This window comes from Gluconobacter thailandicus F149-1 = NBRC 100600 (genome assembly GCF_000964465.1).
Classification (GTDB): domain Bacteria; phylum Pseudomonadota; class Alphaproteobacteria; order Acetobacterales; family Acetobacteraceae; genus Gluconobacter; species Gluconobacter thailandicus.
Map to the genome: position 1 here is coordinate 37,317 of NZ_BANH01000061.1, position 23,310 is coordinate 60,626.

Sequence of the window (23,310 nt, forward strand, 5' to 3'; positions counted from 1 at the left end):
CCTGCCCATGCGTCTCTCTGAACTTCTCCGGCAGAATGGTTCCGTTCTGTCGCGTTCCGTCGACCCTGAAATTCTGACTGTGACAGCAGACAGCAGACAGGTGCGATCAGGCACACTGTTTTTCGCCCTGCGAGGTGCGAAACAGGACGGAGCAGCTTTTATTCCTCAGGCTGTTGCAAATGGTGCTGTCGCTATCATTGCAGATCATCCCGCTGAAGCAGACGTCCCGGTTCTATTGACGCCTGACGCAAAACGTCTGCTTGCACTGACGGCGGCAACGCTTGCGGGCCCACAGCCCTCCTGCATTGCGGCAGTCACCGGAACGAACGGCAAGAGCAGCACGGCTGAATTTCTGCGTCAGATCTGGACACTTCAGGGGCTTAAAGCTGCAAGCCTCGGCACATTAGGGCTGATTGCGAATGTAGATGTTCCGCCTCCGCCTTCACTGACAACACCCGACCCGGTCTCGCTGGCAGCCACATTGGCGTCTCTGGCCCAGCATGGTGTGGATCACGTCGCCCTTGAAGCCTCGTCTCACGGTCTGGAGCAGCATCGGCTGGATGGTGTTACGCTCAATGCTGCCGGGTTTTCGAACCTGACCCGAGACCATCTGGATTATCACGGCACCATTGCAGCCTATCGGGCAGCGAAACTGCGTCTGTTCGAAGATCTCCTGCCTGCCAATGGTATTGCCGCCGTCAATGCGGACATGGACCCGGATACGTTGAACGCATTGCACGCCATTGCAGCGCAACGGGGCATGGCACTTCGGACAACAGGCAAAACGGGAAGTACACTGCGCCTTCTGGAGACACGCCCCACACCGACGGGCCAGATTATCCGTCTCTCTCTCTATGGCGAAGACTTACCGGAAATGACGCTTGGTTTGCCGGGACTGTTCCAGGCCGACAATGCCATGCTGGCTGCGGCGATGTGCTGGCAGACAGAAGACGACGCACGCAGTCTCGTGGATCTGCTGCCGCAGTTGACTGGAGTACGAGGACGCTGCGAGTGTGCCGTTGAACTGTCCAATGGTGCCGCAGCGTATGTAGATTACGCCCATACGCCTGATGCTCTGGAACGCGTTCTGGCAAGCCTTCGCCCGCATACCGAAGGGCGTCTGGTTGTGGTCTTTGGGGCCGGTGGCGATCGGGACCGTGGCAAACGTCCGCTCATGGGCGAAGTTGCGGCGCGCATGGCCGATGTGGCCATTGTTACGGACGACAACCCCCGCACGGAAGAACCGCAGAGCATTCGCGCCGCCATTCACGCCGCCTGCCCTGATGCACTGGAAATCGGTGATCGCCGGTCTGCCATTGCAGCGGGTCTGGAGGCGCTTAAGCCCGGTGACATTCTGGTCGTCGCAGGGAAAGGTCATGAACAGGGGCAGATTGTTGGCCAGACGGTTCTTCCGTTTGATGATCGCAGCGTGATCCGCGAACTGGCAGGTGCAGCATGACCGCTCTCTGGACCAGCCAGGAACTCCGTGATGCCACGCAAGGGACGCTCGCGGCCGATGTCAGCGTGACGGGTATTTCCATCGATACACGTACTCTGAAGCTTGGCGATCTGTTCATTGCTCTCAAGGGCGAAACCAGTGACGGACATGCCCATATTGCGCAGGCCCTCGAGGCCGGCGCAGCTTGCGTCATGGTGCACGATACGCAGGGTTCGACAGATCCTCGCCTGCTGATCGTCGCGGATACGATGAGTGGTCTTGAAGCACTTGGGCGTTACGCGCGTGACCGTTTTGACGGAAAGGTCATCGCCGTTACGGGAAGTGTGGGTAAGACCACCACGAAAGACATGCTGCGTACGGCGTTGTCAGCTCTTGGTCCGACACATGCGGCAGTCGCCTCCTATAACAATCACTGGGGCGTCCCTCTGACGCTCGCCCGCCTGCCACGAGACGCGCGGTTCTGCATCAGTGAAGTCGGCATGAACCATGTGGGTGAAATTGCGCCTCTGGCCGCGCAGGTGCGGCCGGATGTAGCGATCATCACCACGATTGGTACCGCCCATCTCGGCCATATGGGAAGTTTGGAAGAGATCGCCCGCGAAAAGGCCACGCTCTTTGGGGCCCTGACGGAAAATGGCACCGCCATCGTTCCAGACGATGCGATCGGGCAGGATCTGTTCAGGGCCGCACTCCCGGCTCATGCGAAGCTCTGGCACAGTGGTCTTTCCACAAACTCTGAAATCCGGCTCACGGGGCTTGTCTGCACGGCAGATGGAAGTGACTTTGTCCTGACGCTTCCCGGCGTTGGAGACATAAGCGTTCATCTGAATGCGCCGGGTCGCCATCTTGCGCGGAATGCCGCATTAGCTCTGGGTGCAGTTGCTGCGCTTGGGGAGAACGTTTCTAAAGCGTCTCATGCTCTTGCGGATTTTGTTCCGGGTGCCGGGCGCGGTCAGATGCGTGCAGTGCTGAATGGTGTTCAGTTGCTTGATGAGAGCTACAATGCCTCGACGACCAGCATCCGTTCGACGCTCGAAACACTTGCCCTGCTGCCCGCAAAGCGCCGCATCGCTGCTTTAGGCGATATCCGCGAGCTTGGTGCGTTTGCGGATGCTGAACATCGCTCTCTGGCAGATGCCGTCATTGCGGCCAATGCAATTGCATTCTGCTGTGGCGAGCATATGCGCGCTCTTTACGAGGCTCTGCCTGAAGCTCTGCGCGGGGCTTACGCGCCAGACTCACGTTCGCTCGCCCCCCTCCTTCTCAACGCTCTCCGGCCCGGCGATCTTCTGCTTGTCAAAGGCAGCCTGGGTAGCCGGATGCGCGATGTCATCGCCGCTCTCGATAACGCTTCCAACCCGGTCTCTGCCTGATGCTCTTCAATCTTGTTGCCTCACATGCCTCGTCGCATGGAGGCTTCTTCAACCTTTTCCATTATCTGACGTTCCGTTCCGGATGTGCCTGCCTGACGGCACTGGTGATCTCGCTTGCGCTCGGCAATCCGTTCATCGCGCAACTCAAGCGGATCCAGCGCGAAGGCCAGCCTATCCGGGCACTTGGCCCTGAACGTCATATTCTGGAAAAGGCGGGCACGCCGACCATGGGCGGGATGCTGATCCTCATTGCCCTGTTTTCAGCCACACTCCTCTGGGCGGATCTGACAAACGGTTTCGTCTGGGCCGTCATGCTGACGACAGCGGCTTTTGGGGCTGTTGGGTTTGCGGACGATTACCTGAAGCTTTCAAAGCGCAACACACAGGGCGTTTCAAAGCGGATGCGGCTAGGCTGTGAATTCGCGGCGTCCCTGATTGCAGGCATCTGGCTCCAGCACCTGACGCCCCCGGAAATTCGCAACGCCGTAGCCTTTCCCTTTGTGAAGGATATTCTCCTGCCGCTGGGTTATGCCTTCCCGCTCTTTGCCATGATTACGATTACCGGCTTTGGCAATGCCGTGAACTTCACGGATGGCCTGGATGGTCTGGCCATTGTTCCGGTTGTGATCGCTGCTCTGGTTTTTGCACTGATCGCCTATCTGGTTGGCAACCACGTCTTCGCGGATTACCTCCAGCTTCATCCGGTTCCAGGCACTGGCGAACTGGCGGTTTTCTGTGCCGCACTGATTGGGGCCGGCCTTGGCTTCCTATGGTTCAATGCGCCTCCAGCAGCCGTTTTCATGGGCGATACAGGCTCCCTCTCGCTCGGCGGCGCACTGGGCGCCATTGCCGTCGCCGTCAAGCATGAGCTTGTTCTGTGCATCGTTGGTGGCCTGTTCGTGGCGGAGACGCTGTCCGTCGTCATTCAGGTGTTCTGGTACAAACGCACCGGACGACGTGTGTTCCTGATGGCTCCGCTGCATCATCACTTCGAAAAGAAGGGCTGGCAGGAGCCGAAGATCGTCGTACGGTTCTGGATTGTCTCCATTGTTCTGGGGCTGTGTGGTCTGGCCACGCTGAAACTGAGATGAACGGATTTCCGACAGATCTTCTTGCAGGTGAGCGATACGCCGTCTGCGGTCTCGGCCGTAACGGTGCAGCCGTAGTTGATGCGCTTCTGGGGATGGGGGCCGAGGTTCAGGCGTGGGATGATCGCAACCCTGTCCTTCCATTTCACGACCGCCTGACGCTCGCTCCTCTGACGGATTTGTCGGGTATGACAGCCCTCGTGCTGTCACCGGGTATTCCCCATCTTCTCCCGACCCCGCACCCCGTTGCCGAACTGGCACGCGCGCAAGGTATCCAGATCCTCTCCGATGCCGAACTGCTCTATCACGCAGTCAGAAAAGCCGGATCACAGGCACGATTTGCAGCTGTAACAGGCACGAACGGAAAATCCACAACAACGGCCCTTCTGGCTCATCTGCTCCAGTCCGCCGGAGTACCTTGCTCAGCGGGTGGCAATCTGGGAACGGCATCCCTCGCTCTTCCCCTCCTTCCTGATCAGGGCGCCTATGTCATCGAGATGTCGTCCTACATGCTGGAACGGCTCGACCGTTTTCATGCTTCCACGGCATGCCTCCTGAACATCACGCCTGATCATCTGGATCGTCATGGCGATATGGACGGGTATGCCGCCGCCAAAGCCCATGTCTTTGACAACATGACGTCAGATGATCTGGCTGCCATCGGGCAGGATGATCCCTGGTGCCAGAAAATTGCAGACGAACTCACGGCTCAGGGTGTGCCCGTGACGTTGCTGAACCCGGATACGGTGCCTGAATTTGTGGGCGACGCCCTGCCGGGCCGACACAATCTTCAAAACGTTGCTGCGGCCTGGGCCATGGCGCGCCATCTTGGATTGAATGATGACGCAATCCGCAAGGGGCTGGCGTCTTTCCCGGGGCTAGAACATCGCCTTCAAAAAATTGCCGAATGCGATGGTGTCGCTTTCGTCAATGACAGCAAGGCCACCAACGCGGAAGCTGCGTCCAAGGCGCTCGGGTCGTATGATCGGGTTATGTGGATTGCAGGCGGCACGGCCAAAGCAGGTGGCATCGAAATGCTGGCCCCTTGGTTCGACCGAATTGCGCAGGCTTTTCTGATCGGTCGGGATGCGGGCATTTTTGCAGAAACACTCAAGGCTCATGACGTGCCTTTCACGGTGAGCAAAACGTTGGATCTCGCCGTCCCGGCAGCATTTGAGGCTGCACGAAAAGAAGGCGTAAAAACCGTTCTTCTGTCTCCTGCATGCGCAAGTTTTGATCAGTTTCGCAGTTTTGAGGATCGTGGGTCACACTTTCTCCAGATTTGCGATAATATTGTGAAATCAGGCCATTCGGGCGAAATGCTCACAGCACAACAGGAAGGGTGACGGTCATGGCGGGTACCTCCCGTGTCGATTCATCGGCAGTCGCCCGCTGGTGGCGCAATACCGACCGCGTCACGCTCGCCTGCGTCGGCATCCTGATTGGTCTGGGATATGTTCTGATGCTCGCGGCCAGCCCGGCCGTGGCATCACGTATCGGCGCGTCCCGCAACATGTTCATTCTCAAGCAGGTCATCTTCCTGACGCTCGCTGGAGTAATCGTGCTGGGGGTCTCTTACCTGTCTCGCGAAGGGGTCAAGAAGCTGGCATTCATCGGCGGCATTATTGCCCTCGCCGCCACGGCCATGACGCTTGTCCACGGCATGGAGATCAAGGGCGCACGGCGGTGGATTGCCCTGCCCATGATGTCCGTGCAGCCTTCCGAGTTTCTCAAGCCCTGTTTTGCTGTGGTCACGGGATGGCTTCTGTCTGCCCGCCGAACTGTTGTGCTACGCGGGAATATTGCTTTTCCCGGCATGCTTCTCGCCTTTGCCTGTTTCGGCGTCATTCTCGCGCTTCTGAAATCCCAGCCTGATATCGGCATGCTATCCGTCATTACGATGGTCTTCATGACGCAGCTTTTCGTGGACGGTCTGCGGCTGTACTGGGTCGGTCTTTGCGTTGCGGGCATGGTTGGCGCGTTCGGTATGGCGTTTGTCATGTTCCCGCATGTCCGTTCCCGTGTTGAGCGCTTCCTGCATCCGGATGTCGGCGATCATTATCAGATCGACACGGCTCTGCGCGCTTTCGGCAATGGTGGCCTTCTGGGGCGCGGTCCGGGTGAAGGGCGCGTCAAGGACCTGTTGCCTGACGCCCATGCTGACTTCGTGTTCGCGGTTGCTGGCGAAGAGTACGGGCTTCTGCTCTGCTTTGGCATCATCATCGTTTTCGGAATTATCGTCCTGCGCACATTGCTGAAGCTGATGCGGGAAGAAGATCCGTTCGTGATCGTATCGGCCGCGGGTCTGGTCACCGGTTTCGGCTTGCAGGCCTTCGTCAATATGGGCTCGACACTCCATCTCATCCCGACGAAAGGCATGACGCTGCCGTTTATTTCCTATGGCGGCAGTTCGGCCATGTCCGTAGCGATGACGATGGGCATGGTTCTGGCCCTGACGCGCCATCATGTCGGCCCCGGCAGGATTGCCCAGCGCGTCGCAACGCCCTACACCCCCGGTTCCCTCCTTGAAAGACACACACCATGAAACGCCCGATTGTCATTGCTGCTGGCGGAACGGGAGGACATTTCTTCCCGGCTGAAGCTGTTGCAACAGTCCTGGCGGAGCGTGGTCATGATCTTGTTCTCATGACGGATGCCCGACATGGGCGCCGTGAGACGGGTCTGTTCAAGGATCGCCCGCAATATGTGCTGGACGGTGCTGGCGTGGCGGGCAAGGGCATTGGCGGCAAACTGCGTGGTGTGACGGCTCTGCTGCGCGGGATGCTGGAAGCCCGCAAGATTCTGAAGACGCTGGATGCGGCAGCTGTTGTTGGTTTCGGCGGGTATCCGTCCATTCCGCCTTTGCTGGCATCCCGGATGTTGTCAAAAGCCAGTCGGCCGGAAATGGTCATCCATGAAGGCAATGCCGTTCTGGGGCAGGCCAATGCGTTCCTGTCCCGGTTTTCTCCGCTGATTGCCACATCCTATGAGAACGTGGCCCGCCTGCCGCAGGGTTCTCACGTGACCTTGACGGGCATGCCCGTTCGGGCGGAAATTGAGGCGCTCTTTGGGCAGACCTATGCAGCGCCAACTGAAACCGTTCGCATTCTTGTCTGGGGCGGGTCTCTTGGTGCGCGTGTGTTTTCGGATGTTGTTCCGCAAGCTTTGGCGGCTTTACCGTTCGGGTTCCGCACGCGTCTGCATGTAACCCAGCAGGTTCGCGCCGAGGATACGGACCGTGTTCGCGCCATATACGAAGACGCGGGCATTGCCGTTGAAGTTGAGCCCTTCTTTAACGATGTGCCGGACCGTCTGAAATCCGCTCATCTGGTAATCGGTCGTGCGGGTGGCTCTTCCGTAGCCGAACTGGCAATGGCAGGTCTTCCGTCCATTCTGGTTCCGCTGCCGATCGCAGCCTCTGACGAACAGGGCGCCAACGGCAAGGCCCTCCAGGACACCGGCGCAGCATGGATGATCCGCCAGCCGGACTTTACAGCCGCCGCCGTCACGGCCCTGGTCGCCGATCTGCTGACACATCCAGACCGTCTCGCCGCCGCTGCGGAAGCTGCCCGACGCTTTGCTCGCCCTCATGCTGCCGCAAAGGTAGCCGACCTGATCGAATCAGGCCTCAAGTCCTGATCTTTTTCTTTTGTCCTATTACCTCAAGAGTACCTGCCCCATGCGCGCCCTGCCCCTGAACATCGGAACCATTCATTTCGTCGGTATCGGCGGCATCGGAATGTCCGGCATTGCGGAAGTTCTGCACATGCTCGGATACCGGGTTCAGGGTTCGGATATTGCGGAGAACGCGAACGTACAGCGCCTTCGTCAGGCGGGTATCGAGATCCATATCGGGCATGATGCTGTCAATCTGGGCGATGCTCAGGTTGTCGTGACGTCCACGGCTGTCAAAAAAGACAATCCGGAGGTTGTTGCAGCCCGTGCAAAGCTGATCCCGGTCGTGCGACGTGCGGAAATGCTGGCAGAACTGATGCGTCTGCGCTGGTCCGTCGCCATTGGCGGCACACACGGCAAGACGACGACGACGAGCCTCGTAGCCTGCGTTCTGGAACATGCCAAGCTGGACCCGACCGTCATCAACGGTGGTATCATTGAGGCTTATGGCACCAATACCCGCATGGGCTCCGGAGACTGGATGGTCGTGGAAGCCGACGAAAGCGACGGGTCTTTCCTGCGCCTTCCGGCCGTTATTGCCGTCATCACGAATATGGACCCCGAGCATCTCGATCACTGGGGAACGGAAGAAGCGATGCAGGCGGGCTATGACCAGTTCGTCTCCAATATTCCGTTCTATGGTTTTGCAGTGCTTTGCGTCGACCATCCGCAGGTTCAGCAGATGATCCCACGCCTGTCGGATCATCGCATCATCACCTATGGCTTCAGCCCGCAAGCCGATGTTCGCGCCGAAAAGGTTGTGATGGACAAGCGCGGTGCGACATTCGAGGTTGTGGTGACGAACCGTGCTCACAACCGGACCCGCCGGGCTGGGCCTTTCCGCCTGCCGATGCTGGGACACCATAACGTTCTGAACTCGCTGGCTGCCATTGCTGTGGCGCTGGAAATGGAAATCAGTGATTCCGTAATCGCGTCTGGCCTTGCATCGTTCAAGGGCGTGAAGCGTCGCTTTACCCGCACTGGCGAATACAATGGCGTGGCGATCATTGATGATTACGGCCATCACCCGGTCGAAATCGCGGCCGTTCTGAAAGCTGCGCGGCAGGCGGGTGCAAAGAACGTCATTGCTGTTGTGCAGCCTCACCGTTATTCCCGTCTCAAGGGTCTGTTTGGCGAATTCTGCACCTGCATGAATGATGCGGATACCGTGATCGTAGCAGATGTCTATGCCGCCGGGGAAAGCCCGATTGAAGACGCAGATCGGGATGCTCTGGTTGAAGGACTACGTGATCGTGGCCACCGATCGGTTGTGCCACTGCCTTCGCCTGAGCTTCTGCCGGAAATGATCAACGCCATCGCTAAACCGGGCGATTACGTTGTGTGCCTCGGCGCAGGAACCATCACACAGTGGGCGCAGACACTCCCGCATGATCTCGAAGCCCTGAACGCCAAGAAGCCAACAGCGGAAAGCGCGGTATGAACGACGCTTTCCCTGTTAGCGGACTGCGCGGACGCCTGACGGCCAATGCGCCTCTGGGTGCACGTGCGTGGTTCCGGACTGGTGGCCCTGCGGACTGGCTGTTCATTCCCGAAGATGTGGAAGATCTCGCCAATCTTCTGCGTAACCGCCCAACCGATCTGCCCCTGACCGTTCTCGGGGCCTGCTCGAACGTCATTATTCGTGATGGCGGCATCGAGGGCGTCGTCATTCGTCTGGCCCGTGGCTTTTCGGATATTCAGGTTGAAGCAGACGGCATTATTGCGGGCGCGGCGGCTCTGGATGTCACAGTTGCCGAACACAGTGCTGCGGCCGGACTGGCGGGACTGGAATTTCTGGTTGGTATTCCGGGATCTATCGGCGGTGCGGTGCGCATGAATGCTGGTGCCTATGGCTCCGATATCAAAGCTGTTCTCGACTGGGCCGAAATCCTGACGGCTGATGGTGAACTGCGTCGCCTGTCCTGCGAAGAGCTGGGTTTCGATTATCGCCATTCCGAATTGCCTGAAGGAGCGATCGTCGTCCGTGCCCGCCTGCGTGGAACACCTGACGCACCGGAAGCCATTCGTGAACGTCTTGCAGAAATCCGGGCGTCTCGTGAAGCCTCGCAACCCGTGCGCGCCCGTACGGGTGGATCGACCTTCCGCAATCCGGATGGTCACAAGGCCTGGGCGCTGGTTGATGAAGCAGGTTGTCGCGGCATGATGCTGGGCGGTGCGCAGGTCAGCGAGAAACACTGCAATTTTCTGCTCAACCTTGGTGAAGCAACAAGCGAACAGCTTGAAACCCTTGGTGAGACCGTTCGCAAAAAAGTTCTGGATCAGAGCGGTATTGACCTGCACTGGGAAATCAGACGCATTGGTCGCAGGAATATGGGAGAGAAGACGGTATGAAGGTCGCAGTTCTTTATGGCGGTACGTCCAGCGAGCGACCTGTCAGCCTTGTCAGCGGTGAGGCCGCCATCTCAGCCCTGCGTGAGAAGGGTCACGATGTTACGCCCGTGGATATCGGGCCCGATATCGCGACGACCATTCAGGCGCTGAAAACTGCCTCTCCGGACGTCGTCTTCAATGCTCTCCACGGCCCGAAGGGTGAAGACGGGGCTATTCAGGGCGTTCTGGAATGGCTGAATCTGCCCTATACCCATTCCGGCATCCGGGCATCTGCCGTTGCCATGGACAAGGGAGCGACACGTATCCTTCTTGCCGCAGCGGGCCTGCCGGTTGCAGAAGGCCGTGTCGTGACAGCTACCGAACTTGCCGAAGCCGATCCCCTTCCCGTCCCTTATGTGATCAAGCCTGTTGCAGAAGGGTCTTCCGTTGGTGTCGAGATCATCCGTGCAGGTGACAACCGCCGCGCCGAAATCGCGCGGACATGGCGTTTTGGCAAGGAAGCCCTTGTTGAGAGCTTTATCCCCGGACGTGAACTGACGGCCGGCGTCATGGGAAATCGTGCGCTTGCCGTGACCGATATCCTACCTGCCGAAACCGCGGCATTTTACGATTTTGAAGCCAAGTACAAGGCTGGTGGCTCACGTCACGTCGTGCCTGCTGACTTGCCTGAAAGTGTCACGGCACGTGCGCTTGACTACGCTCTGCGCGCTCATCAGACACTGGGTTGCGCCGGGGCCAGCCGGACAGATTTCCGCTATGATGACGAAACCGACACGCTCATCATTCTCGAAGTCAACACACAGCCTGGTATGACTCCAACGTCCCTGTTGCCGGAACAGGCTGCCTATTGTGGTATTTCCTATCCAGACCTGTGTGACTGGATGGTTCGGGAGGCACTGAACCGCTGATGCGCAGGGATGGCCGCCCTCAGGAACCGGATTTCCACCGTGACCCGTCTTTCCGGACTGGCCGCCCGACGGCCATGCCGCCGTATGAAGACCGGCCATCACGCGCGAAGCTGTTCTGGCGTCGGCAGCGGCGACTGATCAGACCGGGAATTGTACTCCTGGTAGTCGTTGGAATAGGCACTGTGGGTGCACGTCTTCTTTACGATGCGGCGTCTGAAGAACGTTTTGCTCCGTTGCGCGAAAAACTGGTTGCGATGGAGCCTTTGCCCATCCGTCATGTTGTCATCAACGGCCGAGGTATGACCAGCGAAGCCTCGATCTATGATGCTCTTGGGACCAATCTGGGACGACCGATTTTTGGGTTTTCCGTCGAGGCCGCCCGCAAGCGGATTGATGAATTGCCGTTCGTCGATCACGCCACTGTCGAGCGCCGGATGCCAGACACAGTCATCATCAATCTGACGGAACGCACCCCCGTTGCCGTCTGGCAGATCCATGGCCATTTCACCCTGATCAACCGGGCAGGTGAAGAGGTTCCGGATCAGGGACTGACGGGAAAAAACGCGCAGGCATTCCTTCAGCTTCCACTGGTAGTAGGTGAAGGCGCTAATACGGCGGCATCCAGCGTGATCGACGCGCTGGCGAAACAGCCGGATGTCAAATCGCGCGTGACAGCCCTGGTCCGTGTGGGAAACCGCCGCTGGAATATAACCCTGAAGGACGGAACAACCGTGCTCCTGCCAGAAGGCGAAGAAGCTGCCGCCTTTGCACGTCTTGCCCGTTACCAGGGTTCCATGCAGTTGCTGGACCGGCCTGTGGTGTCGATTGACATGCGACTGCCAGACAGGATGGTCATTCATCAGGTTCCGGCCCCCGCTCCGCCGCCTGACGCCGCAAAGCCTGACCCTTCCGCCCCGCCTTCTGACAGTAACCAGACGACACAACAGCCATGACCGATCTCACACCAACGTCCGATCTTCCGGCCTTCCGTCGCCGGCGCGGTCTGCGAGGCCGGTCCCTGATTCCCGTGGGCGGGGAGCGTGATGTCGCGCTAAACCGGACCCCGCGGGAAATTCTACCCCTACCGCCGGAGGAGACTTCCAAACCGCGGGTATGGCGGAATGGCGTTTTTGGTGCGCTGGATATTGGCACAACCAAAATGACCTGCCTGATCGGCAAAGGCGAACCAGACGGATCAATTCAGGTTCTGGGGTATGGCTGGCGTCGCTCCCACGGTATTCGGTCGGGGTCGATTGTCGATATCCGGGAAGCGGAAGCCGCGATCCGCGCGACAGTTGGTCAAGCCGAAGAAGCAGCCGAGCGCCGCATGGATTCGCTGGTCGTCAATCTGTCCTGCGGTCATCCCCGCAGCCGACTCATCGATGCACATCTGCCGATTGGTGGCCGGGAAGTCACGGATGGCGATGTGCAGCGTCTCATTGCGGACGGACAGGCACGCGCATGGTCCGAGGGCCGGGACGTTATTCATACGCTTCCCATTGGGTATGTCGTTGATTCCATGCCCGGCATTGCAGATCCCCGCGGGCACCAGTGCGAGCAACTCGCCACGAAACTGCATGTCGTGGATATGAATTCCAGCGCCCTGCGTACGCTGGATACGGTTCTGCAGCATTCGGAGCTGAAACTTGATGGTCTGGTTTCCAGCCCCTTCGCATCTGGCGTTTCCGTTCTGGCAGATGAAGAGCGCGATCTCGGTGTCACGGTTGTTGAAATGGGTGGCGGCACAACATCTCTGGCCGTGTTCTGTGAAGGCAAGCTGATCCATACGGCGCAAATTCCGGTTGGTGGCCTGCATGTCACACGCGATATTGCCGGTGTGCTCTCTACATCTCTGGAAACAGCCGAACGCCTGAAAACCATGTATGGTGCTGCACAGCTCGGCTCAGATGATCAACGCGAAATCCTGTCTGTTCCCCTGATCGGGGAAGGACGGGACCGTCTGGCTCGTATTCCGCGCTCAAAAGTGATTTCCGTTATTCAGCCCCGGGTTGAAGAGACGCTTGAACTTGTGCGCCATGCTCTGGACAATGCCGGTCTGGGTCGGCTCGCCAATGGGCGCGTCGTTCTGACAGGAGGGGCCTCCCTCATGGAAGGCATTGTTCCTGTCGCCACACGTATTCTCGCTCGGCCGGTTCGTATGGGCAAACCGCTGAACGTTCATGGCCTGCCGGAGACTGCTGCAGCTTCGGCCGGTTTTTCCACCGCTGCGGGGCTTCTGGCCTGGGCAGCGGGCGCTGATCGGGATTTTGGAGACGTTTCTGCTCCTGAACCCCGCTCTGGCGGCCTTCTGAAGCGTTTCGTGGGCTTCATCCGCGATCGTGGATGAGCTACACAGAAATTAACGCCCTTTTTTCCGTTGCTTCCTCGCAGTTCCGGACCTGATCATGACTTTGAACCTTACCCCGACCCCGAACTCTCACGTAGAACTGGCTCCGCGCATTACCGTCGTCGGCGTCGGTGGTGGCGGCACGAATGCCGTCAACAACATGATTGATTCAGAGCTCAAGGGTGTCGAGTTCGTTGTTGCCAATACGGATGCGCAGCAGCTCGCCCACTCCAAGGCTGAACGCCGCGTCCAGCTTGGTCCGCATCTGACGCGCGGGCTTGGTGCTGGTGCCAAGCCGGAGATCGGTCGTGAAGCTGCCGAAGAAGCTGCACAGGAAATCGAGCGCCAGCTCGAAGGGGCAAATCTGGTCTTCATCACGGCCGGTATGGGCGGTGGTACGGGTACGGGTGCTGCGCCTGTCATCGCACGGATGGCGCGGGAACGGGGCGTTCTGACAGTTGGCGTCGTCTCAAAGCCGTTCAACTTTGAAGGCCGTCGCCGTACGCTTGCCGCTGAGTCCGGCATTGCCGAGCTTCAGAAGCACGTCGACACGCTCATCGTCATCCCGAACCAGAATCTGTTCAATTCGGCCAACCAGAACACGACGTTCCGTGAAGCCTTCAAAATGGCTGACAACGTCCTGAACATGGGCGTTCGTGGCATCACGGACCTGATGGTCTCTCCGGGCCTCATCAATCTCGATTTTGCGGACGTTAAGGCCGTGATGGAAGAGATGGGCAAGGCCATGATGGGAACAGGCGAAGCCAGCAGCGAGGAAGACGGTGAAGACCGTGCCGTTGCTGCTGCCGAGCGCGCCATTTCCAACCCGCTTCTGGAAGATGCTTCCATGGCGGGCGCGCGCGGCCTGCTTATCAACATCACGGGCGGTGAAGATCTTACCCTCTACGAAGTGAACGCTGCGGCGGATCGTATCCGTGAGGAAGTGGCTGAAGAAGCCAACATCATCTTCGGTGCGCTCATTGATGAGAACATGAACGGCCGTATCCGCGTATCTGTTGTTGCAACAGGTATCGATACCCAGTCCAAAAATGGCCCACAGGGTACCGAATCAGTTTCTGCTCCCACGCCGGCACAACAGCAGACATCCACATCTTCTGCTCCGCGTGAGAGTGCATCCCAGCCGCGCCAGGCTCCTCAGAACTTCCAGCCCGGTTCGACCTATGCCGGCGGCCCCCCTCGCCCGAACTTCAGCCTGGATCCGAACGCTCAGCCTCAGCAGTCCCACCCTGCTCCGGCGGCAGAAAGCCCGGTTGCGCCCCCGCCGCATGTCGCTCCGCAGCAGCAGCACGCACCGGCACCTCAGGAAGATGCATCCCAGCGGTCTCCCCGTGCAGGACTTTTCTCTGAGCCGCCCCGTAATCCGGCTCCTGAGGCTCCACGAAGCCTTTTCGGCCTGATGACGGGCGCTTTCCGCAGCCGCCCTGCTCCTCAGCAGCCTGCACAGCAGGCGCCTCGGTCAGAGCCGCACACTCGTGAGTCTTATCCTTCCGATCAGCATGGATCCCAGGATCAGCGTCACAATCAGGCACCGACAGATGGAACCGACGATTCGACGCTTGATATCCCAACGTACCTGCGCCGCTGACTGTTCGAAGTCTCTCCCGCGATGACCTGCCTCGCGGGAGAAGCCGGGTAATATCCGGCAACAATCATTGAATGGCACTCCTCCGATGACTGGGTTTTATTACAGCAGTCCAAATCATCGGGGGTTTCATGCAGGCCAAGCCAGCGCATCACGGAAAGTCTGCTTCTACGGACCAACAGGTTCGGCAGATCCTTTCCAGCGTGTCTGACACCAATCAGGCACATCCCTATTCCGGGCGGCCCGATTTGAAGACCCTGCAAACAACTCTCTCTTCGCCGATTTCCTGCCGTGGCATCGCTCTGCACAGCGGCATCAATGTTGATCTCGAAATGCTTCCGGCCAAAGCCGACACTGGAATTCGTTTTCAGAGAAGTGACTATCCGGGTTCGCCGTCTTTTCCGGCCCGCTATGACCGCATCATTGATACGAAGCTCTCGACCGTTGTCGCATGTGAAAATGATCCGTCTCTTCGGGTCGCGACCATCGAGCATCTCATGGCTGCCCTGCATGCGCTGGAAATTGATAACGCCCTGATTCGCGTCAGTGGCCCGGAGCTTCCGGTTCTGGACGGATCGGCTGATGCGTTTGCTTTTCTTATCCGGTGTGCTGGAACTGCCGTGCTGGAGAAACCACGCCGAGTCATTGAAATTCTGCGGAACGTCCGTGCAGAAGGGTCTAACGGCGCGTTTGCTGAACTTCGACCAGCACAACGTGGGCTTTCTCTCGCCATTTCATTGAATTTCGAAGCCGGCGCGATTGGTAGCCAGCGTTATGCCATGCAGCTTGATCCGCAGCGTTTTCTTGAAGAAATTTCGTTTTGCAGAACTTTCGTGAATCGCAAGGATATTGAATATCTGCAAAGCATTGGGCTGGCCCGCGGCGGTTCCCTAGACAACGCTGTTGTTGTGGACGGGGACAATATTCTCAATCCCGCTGGCCTGAAAATTGAGCGGGAATTTGCCCGTCACAAACTTCTGGATGCCATCGGAGACCTTTACTGTTGTGGTCACCGACTTAAGGCCGGTTTTATTGGTCACAAGTCCGGACACAAGATCAATAACGAGCTTCTTCACACCGTTTTCTCGGATCGTCGCAACTGGCGTTTTGAGCCTGAAGCGGCTGTAGCACCCGTTCGAAACAGCCGACGCACACGCGTTGCGGCATGAGGATGACTGGCGGGTCTTTCGCCGCCGCATTCCCGTGATATAAGACGGGCTTCACGGGAAGAGCAGGTATGCCAAGCAGCACGCAACGTCATCTTGAAGTGTCCTCCAACGGGCGGGGTCTGATCCTGAAGGCTACGGCCGTCAGCGGACTCCTGCTTCTGTCGGGCTGTTCACTGTTTTCTCATAAGCATGAGAAGCCTGCCATTCCCAAGACGGCAGATGCAGAGACCCTCTACAACTACGGCATTGATGCCCTGAGATCCGGCCGTTACGAGCTGGCTGGCGGCGAATTCGAGCTTCTGCAGCAGAATTATCCGTATTCCGGCTTCACCGGTAACGCGGAGCTGATGGAAGGTTATTCCTACTATCTGCAGGGTGAGTATGCCCTTTCCGTGCAGCAGCTTGAGCGTTATCTGCAGTTGCATCCGACCAGCCCGGATGCGGCTTATGCCTTCTACCTGCGCGCGCTCTGCTACTACGAGCAGATTGCCGATGTGCAGCGTGACCAGCAGGGAACAGTTGAAGCTCTGAATGCTCTGGAAGAAGTGATTACCCGCTTCCCCCAGACGTCTTACGCCCGCGATGCACAGCTCAAGATCGATCTTTGCCGTGACCATCTGGCTGGCAAGGAAATGCTTGTTGGCCGCTGGTATCAGCAGCAGCGCAACTATGAAGCGGCCATGACCCGTTATCAGCGCGTAGTTCAGGATTACCAGACTACAAACCATGTGGCTGAGGCTCTGGAGCGTCTGGTTGAGGTTTATCTGGCTCTCGGCCTGAAAAACGAAGCTCGTCAGACGGCCTCTGTTCTCGGCTACAATTACCCGGACAGCCAGTGGTACCGCTATGCCTATGCAAATCTGCGGGAAAGCAAACTCCTGTCTGATGATTTCAAACAACCCATCACCCAGAAGCCAACCAGCAAGCCGCGCGGCTTCTTTACGCGCGCCTGGCACAGCGTATTCTGATGTGAGGCGTTTGAAACACGCCTCCACACACACAACATTCCCGTCATGCTGACCCATCTCTCGATCCGTGACGTGGTTCTGATCGAAAAGCTCGATCTGGCCCTGGCTTCCGGTCTCACCGTTCTGACGGGCGAGACCGGAGCCGGTAAATCCATCCTGCTGGATAGTCTGGGGCTTGCCCTTGGCGATCGCGCCAATGCGGGCCTGATCCGGTCTGGCGCAACGCAGGCCAGTGTCGCGGCGATTTTTGAAGTTCCACCCAGGCACCCGGTTTTCACCCTTTTGGGCGAACAGGGCATTGCTCTGGAAGATCCGTCAGAGCCACTCGTGCTACGGCGCATTGTCACGCAGGACGGCCGTTCCCGTGCCTACGTGTCGGACCAGCCCGTTGGCATTACCCTCCTGCGCCGTATCGCATCGCAGCTTGTGGAAATTCAGGGCCAACATGAACAGATGGGACTGGCAGACCAGAGCACGCATCTGGATCTTCTGGACGCGTTTGGCGTAAAGCCCGCACTGCTTGCTCAGACATCGGCGGCTTTCCATCAATGGGCAGCCGCCCGCACGGCACTCAAAAAAGCACGCAGCGATATGGACGCTGCGGCGCGCGAGGAAGAATGGCTTCGTGCGACGGTCGATGATCTCTCAACCCTTGCTCCGCAAGAAGGGGAGGAAGACAATCTTGCTGCCCTGCGCGTCAGCTTGCAGCAGGATGAGAAGCGCGGCGAAGCTGTCGCAGCAGCCCTTGCAGAACTCACGCCGCGGGATCGACGCTCTTCCAGTCCTGCTGCAGCATTACGCTCGGCCAGTCGGGCTCTCGTCCGCCTTCTCCCCTCCACTACCGATGCCGAGAACGAGTCTTCCATGCATCAGGGACAGGCGCAGGAAGCTCTGGATGCTCTGGAAAAAGCCGAAGAGGCTTTGGCAGATGCAGAGATGCTTCTCACTCGCCTTGCGGCCGATACGGAAGGCGACCCTCGCCTTCTGGAAGAAACGGAAGAGCGGCTTTTCGCGCTTCGCGCCGAAGCCCGCAAACATAATATCGCCGTCGCAGAGCTTCCGTCTTTCCTTGCCTCATTAAAAGCTCGCCTCACCGCCCTTGATTCGGGCAATGCTGAACTGGCGCGGCTGGAAACAGCCCTGACTGAAGCCCGGCTGGCTTATGAAGATGCAGCACGACAGCTTTCGGAAGCACGCAAACAGTCCGCCCAGAAGCTGGAGCAGGCCGTCACGCGCGAGCTGAAACCGGTCAAGCTGGAACGCGCCCGCTTCATTGTCTCGCTACTTCCTTTGTCTCCAGACCAATGGAACAGTCGGGGGATGGAACAGTCTTCCTTCCTGATCGCGGCCAACCCCGGCCAAGCCCCTGGCCCTCTTGCCAAGGTGGCGTCAGGCGGCGAACTGTCCCGTCTGATGCTGGCTCTCAAAGTAGTTCTGGCGCAGCGTTCCGATATTGGCACTCTGGTATTTGACGAAGTGGACTCTGGTGTCGGCGGAGCAACAGCTTCTTCGATCGGCGACCGTCTGCACAAGGTGGCACAGGACGTTCAGGTTCTGGTCGTCACGCATAGCCCTCAGGTTGCCGCCCGGGGGGACCATCACCTTCGCATTGCCAAGCGTATCCGCAACGAGCGCACTGAGACACTCGCCGAGCCCCTTTCCCGCGAAGCACGACGCGAGGAAATCGCGCGTATGCTGGCGGGTGACGTTATTACCGATGCGGCTCGCGGCGCCGCTGACAGCCTCCTGGGACAGACCGCATGATTCCTGCCGATCGTCACGCCGAACTTGAGATTTTGCTTGCCCGCTGGGACGAAGCTTATCATGGCAAAGATGATCCGGAAGTTTCCGACGCGGAATATGATGCCGCGCGTCAGGAACTTCTGCAGCTTGAAGAGGCTCACCCTGAGCTGAAGCGTGAAGGCGGCGCCAGCGAACGCGTGGGGGCCATTCCTGACTCCGCATTTGGCAAGCACCGGCACCTCGTGCCCATGCTTTCGCTGGATAACGTTTTTGGCGCTGAAGGATTTGATGGTTTTGTGTCTCGCGTTGGCCGGTTCCTGGGGCTGACGGAAGATGGTCTTCAGGCCCTTCAGTTTGTCGCGGAGCCGAAAATTGACGGGCTCTCCATCAGCCTCACCTACGAAAACCGTAAATTCGTTCGGGGCACCACGCGTGGCAACGGGATCGAGGGAGAAGACGTCACCGCTAACCTTCTGACATTGAAGGATGTTCCATCCATCCTCCCGGATGATGCGCCTGATGTTTTGGAAATCCGTGGAGAAGTTTTTCTGTCAAAGAAGAACTTCCTTGAGCTGAATGAGCAGCAGGAAAAGCGCGGCATCAAACCCTTTGCCAATCCGCGCAATGCAGCCGCTGGCTCTCTTCGCCAGCTCGATCCGGAAATCACGCGTAGTCGGCCACTTTCGCTCTTTGCTTACGCGCAGGGGTACTCCTCTTCGCCCGTCAGCGAAACGCACTGGGGCTATCTGGAGACGCTTCGTCGCTGGGGTTTCACCGTCAATCCACTGTCCGAACTGATTGAGCACGCCCGGGACATTCCCGCCTATGTGGACAAGCTTGCGCGCGAGCGTTCAGGACTGGATTACGATATTGACGGTATCGTTTTCAAATTAAACGATCTTTCTCTCCAGGAGCGTCTGGGATTTGCGGGCCGTGCTCCTCGTTGGGCCATTGCCTGGAAATTTCCGGCTGAACAGGCGATGACACGCCTAATCAAAATCGAAATTCAGGTCGGTCGAACAGGCGCCCTCACGCCTGTTGCGCATCTTGAGCCGGTCAATGTGGGCGGTGTGATTGTCTCCCGTGCAACGCTGCACAATGAAGACGAGATTGAGCGCAAGGACGTTCGTGACGGTGATCTGGTGCGCCTGCAACGCGCCGGGGATGTCATTCCCCAGATACTGGGCGTGGTCGAGAGTGATGAGCCACGCGGTCCACGATATGTTTTTCCGGATCACTGCCCTGTCTGCGGATCTCTGGCGGAACGCGTCCATGGAGAAGCCGTGCGCCGATGCACAGGTGGTCTGACCTGTGAAGCACAGGTCGTTGAACGCCTGATCCATATGGTGTCCCGTGCGGCTTTCGATATTGATGGGCTGGGCGAACGGAGTATCCGGGAGTTTCATGCTGCGGGCTACATTCTCAAACCCGGTGATATTTTCCGTCTGAAAAATCATCAGGATGCGCTGCTAAAACGCGATGGCTGGGGTCAGCTTTCGGTCGACAACCTGCTTCGTGCCATTGAAGAGCGCCGAACCATCTCCCTCGCCCGTCTCATTTTCGGCTTGGGTATCCGACGCATCGGAGAACGCAACGCACAGCTTCTGGCCCGGCATTACGGTACTTTCGAAAACTGGCGTAACGCCATGGTTGCGGCGCAGATCGGCACGGAAGAAAGAGAAGCCCTCGGGTCCATCATGGGCGTTGGAGGCGCGATTGCGGATGAACTGGTCGCTTTCTTCTCCGAAGAGCACAATGTTGCCACGCTGGATGATCTGCGAGCTGAGTTAGCCACGATTGAGACGGAGGCAGCGCCCTCTGACGGCCATCTGTCTGGCAAAACCATCGTATTCACTGGCACCCTGACAACCATGACACGCCCTGAAGCCAAAGCCATTGCAGAGCGGCTGGGCGCACAAGTGACGGACAGCGTTTCCAAAAAGACATCTCTGGTTGTTCTTGGAGAGAAAGCGGGTTCAAAAGCAAAGAAGGCGGCTGACCTTGGGCTTGAAACTGTTGACGAAGCAGGCTGGAGAACCCTGGCCGGTCTTTGACAGTCTTATGACATTATTGACCTGCATGGCTGCCATCTGAAGATAATTGGCTTTGTTTCTGTTCTTCGGAGTATGATGCCGCCCGCATGTCAGTATCATCTCCCACCCAGCACATGATTATTCTTCTCCTGCTGGGTCTTGTCGCGACCGTCGCTCTGATCGCGGTCTCCATATTGATCTCCCTGTCCGAGATCTCATTTGCCGCCGCCCGGGATGTCCGGCTTCGCTCCAAAGCTGAAGCTGGTGACCCTCGGGCCGTCGCATTCCTCAAGCTGCGTCGCAACAGCGGACAGGTCATCACCGTCCTGCAGATCTGCCTGAATGCTGTTGGCGTTCTTGGCGGTATTATCAGCGAGTCGATGCTGAGTGAGCCTATAGCCGCAGGCCTTCAGTGGACCGGATTTTCGCCAGTTCTGGCCTCGAATGCAGGTTCCACCTGTTCCTTTATTCTGATTACCGGCCTGTTTGTTCTCTTTGCCGATCTGTTGCCAAAGCGGATCGCCATGAACGCACCGGACCGGATTGCCCTCAAGGTTGGCTGGTTCCCGGCTCTCGCCCTGAAGGTGCTGTATCCTGCGGTCTGGGTCTTCTCCCGTATCTCGGATGTCCTGCTGCGCGTTATGAAAATTCCTGCGGCTGCAACAGTGGAACCCGTCACACCGGAAGACCTTCGGGCCATTCTGGCTGCTGGAACGGCTTCGGGTATCCTGCTTGAGCAGGAACACCAGATGATTCAGAACGTTCTGGGCCTGCAGGATCGGTCTGTTACCTCGGCAATGACGCCGCGCGATGAGATTGTGTTTCTGGACGTTCAGGAAACGCCAGAGAGCCAGCGCGACAAGGTTCGTGTTCGTCCCTACTCCCGATATCCGCTCTGCGATGGCGGCCTGGATCGCGTCATAGGCTCCATTCGCGCGGAAGACGTTCTGGTAGCCGTCGTTGACGAGCCGCAGTCAAAAGAGAGCCTGACGCCGGTTGCCAGCCAGATTTTCAAAATGCGCCGGGATGTTCTTTCCCTGCCCGATACCCTGAATCTCTGGGAAACACTGGCCCAGTTCGATGCCCATTCCGCAGGTTTCGCCCTGATTGTGAATGAATACGGTCTGGTCGTCGGCCTGATTACCTACAAAGACATCATGGGCGCCCTGATGGATGGGCTGGTCAGTCCGTTCGAAGAGCAGGCGATTGTACGACGTGATGCGAATTCCTGGCTGATCGACGGAGCGGCTCCGATCGGGGACGTCATTCGGGAACTGGATATTCCACTGTTCGACGATGCACAGAACTTCGATACGGTCGGCGGTTTCGTGATGAACAGGCTTCGTCGGATGGCCCGGAAGGCTGACAGCGTTGAGTCATCCGGCTTCCGCTTTGAAGTCGTGGACGTTGAAGGTTTCCGCATCAACCAGCTCCTCGTGACACGTCTCTGAAAAGCGCCTTTCTTATGTCTCCCGGGACTGATTAAGATCGTCAGTATTGTGATCTCACTCAGCCCGGGAAGACTCTCCTTTGACCAATTTTCAGCATTCCGCCCTGATTATTGTAGACGTTCAGAACGATTTCCTGCCCGGCGGAGCGCTAGCTGTTCCATCCGGTGATCAGGTCATTGCACCGATCAATGCACTATCCCAAAGGGGATTTGCTGCTGTCGTCGCAACACAGGATTGGCATCCGGCGGACCATTGTTCCTTCAAGAAAGAAGGCGGCCCTTGGCCAGCTCACTGCATTGCAGCCTCTGAAGGCGCTGATTTTTCATCGGCGCTGAACCTCGGCCCGGTCAGCCACATCATTCACAAAGGCATGGCTCAGGATCGCGACAGCTATTCCGCCTTTTTCGATAACGACCATGAAACCTCAACAGGGCTGGACCACCTGCTCCGCGGGTTAAACGTCACCCATATTGTTGTTTGCGGGCTGGCCCTGGATTTCTGCGTTGCTGCAACTGCCCGGGACGCCATGCGCTGTGGTTTCAGAACAGACATCGCCCTCGGAGCCTGCCGTGGCATTGCCGACGACCAGACCGCGCTCTTCAGCGATCTGAAGGCACAGGGTGTCGGTCTGAGGGATCACATCTGACGCGAAAGTAAGGACCTTCATGAAACAGCGCCTCAGAATTTTTATGCTTGCCTGCCCACTCCTCTGCGGAACCCTGACAGCGACAGCAGCACCACCCACAACGGAGGATCTGCTGAACCATTCGGGTTTCAAAGAAGCCTATAAGGCAATGATTACGCTTCCAGCGTGGATTGTCTCCGGTAAAGGCACGTCCACCCCGGTGGAATATGTCAAGCAGAATGGAAAAACATATGCCCTTGGTCATATGTGCAAACCTCACGACTGCGCAGCACAACAGCTTGAGCTGGTTCTGGCCACCGATCATTCAGGTTCATGGGGGCTCCTGTCCATCAAGGCCAATAACGCACTGAAACAGACCGTTCTTGGCTCCCCTACTCCTGAAATAGAAAAGGTTCTCAGAGACGCTTACACCAAGAATAATCCTACAGACTGACCCAGACTATTTCTTTAACGGAAGGGTCGCGGGAAGGTGATTGGTCCGTCAGTCAGGTTGAG

General features: G+C 58.0%; 19 protein-coding genes. All 19 read left to right on the forward strand.

What is annotated here, in order from left to right; translation table 11 throughout:
- Positions 1-7: 7 nt before the first annotated feature.
- The 19 genes from B7444_RS13590 to B7444_RS13680 all read left to right on the forward strand — a co-directional run bounded on the left by B7444_RS13590 (position 8) and on the right by B7444_RS13680 (position 23,248).
- Positions 8-1,459: a UDP-N-acetylmuramoyl-L-alanyl-D-glutamate--2,6-diaminopimelate ligase gene (locus tag B7444_RS13590; RefSeq protein WP_007283539.1), complete on the forward strand. Its 1,452-nt coding sequence runs from the start codon at positions 8-10 to the stop codon at positions 1,457-1,459.
- Positions 1,456-2,832 carry a UDP-N-acetylmuramoyl-tripeptide--D-alanyl-D-alanine ligase gene (locus B7444_RS13595; protein ID WP_007283538.1) on the forward strand — a complete coding sequence of 459 codons (1,377 nt, stop codon included), beginning with the start codon at positions 1,456-1,458 and terminating at the stop codon, positions 2,830-2,832. The genes B7444_RS13590 and B7444_RS13595 overlap by 4 nt, the downstream gene beginning before the upstream one ends.
- Positions 2,832-3,923 (forward strand): phospho-N-acetylmuramoyl-pentapeptide-transferase, encoded by a 1,092-nt coding sequence (mraY, locus tag B7444_RS13600; protein WP_007283537.1) that lies wholly within the window; start codon positions 2,832-2,834, stop codon positions 3,921-3,923. Before B7444_RS13595 ends, mraY begins: the two co-directional genes overlap by 1 nt.
- Complete coding sequence (gene murD / locus B7444_RS13605; RefSeq protein ID WP_007283536.1) at positions 3,920-5,266, forward strand: UDP-N-acetylmuramoyl-L-alanine--D-glutamate ligase; 1,347 nt, start codon at positions 3,920-3,922, stop codon at positions 5,264-5,266. The genes mraY and murD overlap by 4 nt, the downstream gene beginning before the upstream one ends.
- Before the next feature lie 5 nt (positions 5,267-5,271).
- On the forward strand, positions 5,272-6,465 hold the full coding sequence (locus tag B7444_RS13610; protein WP_035729023.1) for an FtsW/RodA/SpoVE family cell cycle protein: 1,194 nt from the start codon (positions 5,272-5,274) through the stop codon (positions 6,463-6,465).
- On the forward strand, positions 6,462-7,559 hold the full coding sequence (gene murG / locus B7444_RS13615; protein ID WP_007283534.1) for an undecaprenyldiphospho-muramoylpentapeptide beta-N-acetylglucosaminyltransferase: 1,098 nt from the start codon (positions 6,462-6,464) through the stop codon (positions 7,557-7,559). Before B7444_RS13610 ends, murG begins: the two co-directional genes overlap by 4 nt.
- A 40-nt stretch (positions 7,560-7,599) precedes the next feature.
- Positions 7,600-9,036, forward strand: coding sequence for a UDP-N-acetylmuramate--L-alanine ligase (gene murC / locus B7444_RS13620; protein ID WP_007283533.1), 1,437 nt, complete (start codon positions 7,600-7,602; stop codon positions 9,034-9,036).
- Positions 9,033-9,947: a UDP-N-acetylmuramate dehydrogenase gene (gene murB, locus B7444_RS13625; protein ID WP_007283532.1), complete on the forward strand. Its 915-nt coding sequence runs from the start codon at positions 9,033-9,035 to the stop codon at positions 9,945-9,947. The genes murC and murB overlap by 4 nt, the downstream gene beginning before the upstream one ends.
- Positions 9,944-10,855 carry a D-alanine--D-alanine ligase gene (locus B7444_RS13630; protein ID WP_007283531.1) on the forward strand — a complete coding sequence of 304 codons (912 nt, stop codon included), beginning with the start codon at positions 9,944-9,946 and terminating at the stop codon, positions 10,853-10,855. The genes murB and B7444_RS13630 overlap by 4 nt, the downstream gene beginning before the upstream one ends.
- Positions 10,855-11,808: a cell division protein FtsQ/DivIB gene (locus B7444_RS13635; RefSeq protein WP_007283530.1), complete on the forward strand. Its 954-nt coding sequence runs from the start codon at positions 10,855-10,857 to the stop codon at positions 11,806-11,808. Before B7444_RS13630 ends, B7444_RS13635 begins: the two co-directional genes overlap by 1 nt.
- Positions 11,805-13,202 (forward strand): cell division protein FtsA, encoded by a 1,398-nt coding sequence (gene ftsA / locus B7444_RS13640; RefSeq protein ID WP_007283529.1) that lies wholly within the window; start codon positions 11,805-11,807, stop codon positions 13,200-13,202. Before B7444_RS13635 ends, ftsA begins: the two co-directional genes overlap by 4 nt.
- 58 nt (positions 13,203-13,260) lie before the next feature.
- Positions 13,261-14,808: a cell division protein FtsZ gene (ftsZ, locus tag B7444_RS13645; RefSeq protein WP_007283528.1), complete on the forward strand. Its 1,548-nt coding sequence runs from the start codon at positions 13,261-13,263 to the stop codon at positions 14,806-14,808.
- A 128-nt stretch (positions 14,809-14,936) separates the two neighbouring features.
- Positions 14,937-15,974 (forward strand): UDP-3-O-acyl-N-acetylglucosamine deacetylase, encoded by a 1,038-nt coding sequence (gene lpxC, locus B7444_RS13650; RefSeq protein ID WP_007283527.1) that lies wholly within the window; start codon positions 14,937-14,939, stop codon positions 15,972-15,974.
- A gap of 68 nt (positions 15,975-16,042) precedes the next feature.
- Complete coding sequence (locus tag B7444_RS13655; protein ID WP_007283526.1) at positions 16,043-16,942, forward strand: outer membrane protein assembly factor BamD; 900 nt, start codon at positions 16,043-16,045, stop codon at positions 16,940-16,942.
- A 45-nt stretch (positions 16,943-16,987) separates the two neighbouring features.
- Positions 16,988-18,706 (forward strand): DNA repair protein RecN, encoded by a 1,719-nt coding sequence (gene recN, locus B7444_RS13660; RefSeq protein WP_007283525.1) that lies wholly within the window; start codon positions 16,988-16,990, stop codon positions 18,704-18,706.
- Complete coding sequence (gene ligA, locus B7444_RS13665; RefSeq protein WP_007283524.1) at positions 18,703-20,739, forward strand: NAD-dependent DNA ligase LigA; 2,037 nt, start codon at positions 18,703-18,705, stop codon at positions 20,737-20,739. The genes recN and ligA overlap by 4 nt, the downstream gene beginning before the upstream one ends.
- Positions 20,740-20,825: 86 nt before the next feature.
- Positions 20,826-22,169, forward strand: a complete 1,344-nt coding sequence (locus B7444_RS13670; protein WP_016738364.1) for a hemolysin family protein — start codon at positions 20,826-20,828, stop codon at positions 22,167-22,169.
- Between the two features lie 79 nt (positions 22,170-22,248).
- Positions 22,249-22,815 (forward strand): nicotinamidase, encoded by a 567-nt coding sequence (locus tag B7444_RS13675; protein WP_007283522.1) that lies wholly within the window; start codon positions 22,249-22,251, stop codon positions 22,813-22,815.
- A gap of 19 nt (positions 22,816-22,834) precedes the next feature.
- Complete coding sequence (locus tag B7444_RS13680; RefSeq protein ID WP_007283521.1) at positions 22,835-23,248, forward strand: Ivy family c-type lysozyme inhibitor; 414 nt, start codon at positions 22,835-22,837, stop codon at positions 23,246-23,248.
- The last annotated feature ends 62 nt before the right edge of the window (positions 23,249-23,310 follow it).

Bases quoted from the DNA above. Each gene is read 5' to 3' on its own strand.
- mraY (WP_007283537.1), top strand. From the start codon at position 2,832: ATGCTCTTCAATCTTGTTGCCTCACATGCCTCGTCGCATGGAGGCTTC.
- B7444_RS13635 (WP_007283530.1), top strand. From the start codon at position 10,855: ATGCGCAGGGATGGCCGCCCTCAGGAACCGGATTTCCACCGTGACCCG.
- recN (WP_007283525.1), top strand. From the start codon at position 16,988: ATGCTGACCCATCTCTCGATCCGTGACGTGGTTCTGATCGAAAAGCTC.
- lpxC (WP_007283527.1), top strand. From the start codon at position 14,937: ATGCAGGCCAAGCCAGCGCATCACGGAAAGTCTGCTTCTACGGACCAA.
- ftsZ (WP_007283528.1), top strand. From the start codon at position 13,261: ATGACTTTGAACCTTACCCCGACCCCGAACTCTCACGTAGAACTGGCT.
- B7444_RS13610 (WP_035729023.1), top strand. From the start codon at position 5,272: ATGGCGGGTACCTCCCGTGTCGATTCATCGGCAGTCGCCCGCTGGTGG.
- murB (WP_007283532.1), top strand. From the start codon at position 9,033: ATGAACGACGCTTTCCCTGTTAGCGGACTGCGCGGACGCCTGACGGCC.
- B7444_RS13680 (WP_007283521.1), top strand. From the start codon at position 22,835: ATGAAACAGCGCCTCAGAATTTTTATGCTTGCCTGCCCACTCCTCTGC.
- murG (WP_007283534.1), top strand. From the start codon at position 6,462: ATGAAACGCCCGATTGTCATTGCTGCTGGCGGAACGGGAGGACATTTC.
- ligA (WP_007283524.1), top strand. From the start codon at position 18,703: ATGATTCCTGCCGATCGTCACGCCGAACTTGAGATTTTGCTTGCCCGC.
- B7444_RS13595 (WP_007283538.1), top strand. From the start codon at position 1,456: ATGACCGCTCTCTGGACCAGCCAGGAACTCCGTGATGCCACGCAAGGG.
- ftsA (WP_007283529.1), top strand. From the start codon at position 11,805: ATGACCGATCTCACACCAACGTCCGATCTTCCGGCCTTCCGTCGCCGG.
- B7444_RS13630 (WP_007283531.1), top strand. From the start codon at position 9,944: ATGAAGGTCGCAGTTCTTTATGGCGGTACGTCCAGCGAGCGACCTGTC.
- murC (WP_007283533.1), top strand. From the start codon at position 7,600: ATGCGCGCCCTGCCCCTGAACATCGGAACCATTCATTTCGTCGGTATC.
- B7444_RS13590 (WP_007283539.1), top strand. From the start codon at position 8: ATGCGTCTCTCTGAACTTCTCCGGCAGAATGGTTCCGTTCTGTCGCGT.
- B7444_RS13670 (WP_016738364.1), top strand. From the start codon at position 20,826: ATGTCAGTATCATCTCCCACCCAGCACATGATTATTCTTCTCCTGCTG.
- B7444_RS13655 (WP_007283526.1), top strand. From the start codon at position 16,043: ATGCCAAGCAGCACGCAACGTCATCTTGAAGTGTCCTCCAACGGGCGG.
- murD (WP_007283536.1), top strand. From the start codon at position 3,920: ATGAACGGATTTCCGACAGATCTTCTTGCAGGTGAGCGATACGCCGTC.